This window comes from Muribaculum sp. (genome assembly GCF_029051885.1).
Classification (GTDB): domain Bacteria; phylum Bacteroidota; class Bacteroidia; order Bacteroidales; family Muribaculaceae; genus Muribaculum.
In genome coordinates this window covers 1-3,062 of record NZ_JAIDKI010000137.1, presented here as the reverse complement: position 1 = coordinate 3,062, position 3,062 = coordinate 1, and the positions used below count along the sequence as shown (strand labels likewise).

Sequence of the window (3,062 nt, the reverse complement as noted above, 5' to 3'; positions counted from 1 at the left end):
ATACAATAATAATCAGAGCGATATACATCCATCGCCCAATCACACTTAAAGGCATAAATATATATAGTAATGAATTTTGGTTTAATCAGGTAATTGGCGGTCAATTCAGCATCCCGAATAAAAGGTATGACAGAATGACCTCAGCAAAACCGGACGAAAAAAGCAAATAACTACATCCGGCTAAAAGAGTTTGTTTAATAATAAATATTACCGTCAGGGTCAGGGCGGTCATTCGTCAAGCAGATTTTCGCTTGTGATGAGGGAGTTATGGGGTTCCATAACGACCGACTATTACGCCTCCTCCCAGATTTGCCACGATACAAATGCCTGAAGCAAAAGCATTTCAAGACCATTTTTGGTCTCGGCCCCCATTTCTGCCGATTTCTTCATAAATAGAGTGACATCTGGATTATAAAGCAAATCATAGCACAGATGGGAAGATGTAAGCAGGCTGTATGGGATATCCGGACATTCATCGACATGCGGATACATACCCAACGGAGTTGTATTGATTATAATTCTGTGGGTATCCATCACCTCCTGAGTAATATCAGCATACGTTATAACACCATCCTTAGGTGTACGGGATACCATTACCGGCTCCACCCCGAGGTTGATAAGCCCCTGCCTGACCGCCTTGGCCGCACCTCCGGTGCCAAGTATCAGAGCCTTGTTGCGTTCCGGATTAAGCAATGGCCTTATTGAATCTGAAAAGCCTATTATATCCGAATTATAGCCCTTGAGCTTTATATCGTTGCCCTTCTTGCGTATAAACTTTATCACATTCACGGCTCCGATTTTACGGGCATCCTCATCTATCTCATTAAGATAAGGTATGACCTGCTCTTTATACGGAATCGTCACATTAAGGCCCGATAATGTAGGATACTCCGATATGACCTCCATAAGATCACCGATATCCGGCAACTCAAAATTAATATAATGAGCCGGGATACCTTCAGCCTCGAATTTACGATTGAAGTATGCTTGTGAAAATGAGTGGGTCAATGGGAATCCTATCAGCCCGTATGTACGTTCTATCCGATCTGCCATAGCAAAAAATTTATGATTGCAAAGGTATAAAAATCCACATGATAGCCCGAAAAAAAAGCGTTAAAATCGTATTACACACCATATTTTTGATTTCTTTACAATCCTTTCCCATAAAAACATCTTTTTCCCATTCACTTATGCTTGATATTAAGAATTATTTGTAACTTTGCAAAGCATGTTGCACAACATCGCTAAGCGCCACGATGATTAACAAAAGTACATTGGAAAGGGTGATCTCCGAAGATTTGTCAGAGCTCTGGTCGACGCTAAGCAGCGACGACAAGCACCTCATTGTTGACAATTTCACCACCCACACATTCAAAAAGAACCAGATAATCTATGCTGAAAAAGAGATGCCGGAATACCTCTGGTGTCTGCTTAAAGGCAAGGTAAAACTATATAAAGACGGCATCGGAGGCCGTCAGCAGATATTACGCCTGATACGTCCGGTGCAATATTTCGGTTATCGCGCATACTTTGCCGATGAACCATACGTCTCGACAGCGGCGGCCTTTGAGCCTTCGACGTTGGGATGCCTGCCCATGTCGCTTGTGCAGCAGCTTATACAGAATAATGTGAAGCTCGCATGGTTCTTCATAAAGGAACTTTCGCGCAATCTCGGCGGTTCCGACACAAAAATCGTAAACCTCACACAGAAGCACATACGCGGTCGTCTGGCCGAAGCGCTTATAGCCCTGAGAGAGAGCTATGGCTATGAGGACGACGACGCCACACTGCGCATATACATGGCTCGAGAGGATTTGGCCAATCTGTCCAACATGACCACATCCAATGCCATACGCACACTCTCATGCTTCGTCAACGAAAAGATACTGATAGTCGACGGACGCCGCATAAAGATTATGAACGAATCGGCTCTTCGAAAGATAAGCAAATTCGGATAATCATAGAAATCAACACGGAAGCACGCGCTTTATTTTGCCATTGGAGGCATAAATAAAGCGCGTCACGTTTATTACCGCCTTAGGCACGGAACGTCTGTCAAAAGCCTTACGCGCGCATTCCATTATCGCCTCACACTCTGAGTCAGTAGCATTTTCCATTACAATGACTGCCTCTTCGCCCCAGCGCTCGCTCGGACGTCCTACTATATAGAAAGGCGATGCCACGCACCCCTCGAGGCGTTTTTCCATCTCTTCCGGATGTAGCTTGATTCCTCCCGAATTTATGACATTATCATATCTTCCGAGCCATCTGAACTCCGATTCCGACAGGAGCTCTACCATATCATTGGTAACAAGCCGGCCAAACGAGTATCCGGGCGCATTTATCTCCAGACATCCTCTTGAATCAGTCTCAAACATTATTCCCGGAAGCGCGGTATAAGTATCCTGCCCGGAAGTGATATTTCTTAGAGCCACATGACTGCATGTTTCCGTCATGCCATATGTAGCCCAGCACATCGCCGCACACTCGCGGAGCCTGCGCTCTAAATCAGCAGACAGAGCGCCGCCACCGACAATGACATGACGCACCCGGTCGGCATACATGCTCTCGAGCAATCCATCTACCTGCGAAGGCACAACAGCAGTAAGAGCAATATTCTCTCTCCCCAAAGGCAACAGACTGAGCGGACGGCTCGACGGACGCTCTACAATCAGTGTCGCACCGCTCACGAAAGCCCTTACCACCATCATTTTACCGGCAATATAATCAGTAGAAAGCGGCAGATGAAGCACCGAAGACGGCCCGATGCCGAAATGGCGGCATGTCGCGGTAGCCGACACAATCATGTCGGCCTTTGGCAACATGATTCGCTTGGGCACACCCGTAGAGCCGGAAGTATTTGCACATACAACCGGACTGTCCGACATCCACTCTTCTATAAATCTCGAAGCAAGGCCCTCGGGGTCAATTATTTGGGGGATTGAAGACATACTCTTAGAGAATGATTGGATTTGACGTTAAGAGCTTGTTTAAGAGCTTGTTTAATAATAAATGTTACCGTCAGGGCGGTCAATCGTCGAGCATATTTTCGCTTGTGATGA

Annotated in this window: 3 protein-coding genes; 1 reads left to right on the top strand and 2 read right to left on the bottom strand. The window is 45.9% G+C overall.

Going from position 1 to position 3,062, the window contains the following annotated elements; all coding sequences use genetic code 11:
- Nucleotides 1-291: 291 nt before the first annotated feature.
- Nucleotides 292-1,053, bottom strand: coding sequence for a shikimate dehydrogenase family protein (locus tag K2I50_RS05985; protein WP_301025298.1), 762 nt, complete (start codon nucleotides 1,051-1,053; stop codon nucleotides 292-294).
- A gap of 203 nt (nucleotides 1,054-1,256) precedes the next feature.
- Here K2I50_RS05985 and K2I50_RS05980 point away from each other — a divergent pair, with 203 nt between their 5' ends.
- Complete coding sequence (locus K2I50_RS05980) at nucleotides 1,257-1,958, top strand: Crp/Fnr family transcriptional regulator (RefSeq protein WP_301025297.1); 702 nt, start codon at nucleotides 1,257-1,259, stop codon at nucleotides 1,956-1,958.
- A gap of 9 nt (nucleotides 1,959-1,967) precedes the next feature.
- Here K2I50_RS05980 and K2I50_RS05975 read toward each other — a convergent pair whose 3' ends face one another.
- Nucleotides 1,968-2,951: an AMP-binding protein gene (locus K2I50_RS05975; protein WP_301025296.1), complete on the bottom strand. Its 984-nt coding sequence runs from the start codon at nucleotides 2,949-2,951 to the stop codon at nucleotides 1,968-1,970.
- Between the last annotated feature and the right edge of the window lie 111 nt (nucleotides 2,952-3,062).

Bases quoted from the DNA above. Each gene is read 5' to 3' on its own strand.
- K2I50_RS05985 (WP_301025298.1), bottom strand. From the start codon at position 1,053: ATGGCAGATCGGATAGAACGTACATACGGGCTGATAGGATTCCCATTG.
- K2I50_RS05980 (WP_301025297.1), top strand. From the start codon at position 1,257: ATGATTAACAAAAGTACATTGGAAAGGGTGATCTCCGAAGATTTGTCA.
- K2I50_RS05975 (WP_301025296.1), bottom strand. From the start codon at position 2,951: ATGTCTTCAATCCCCCAAATAATTGACCCCGAGGGCCTTGCTTCGAGA.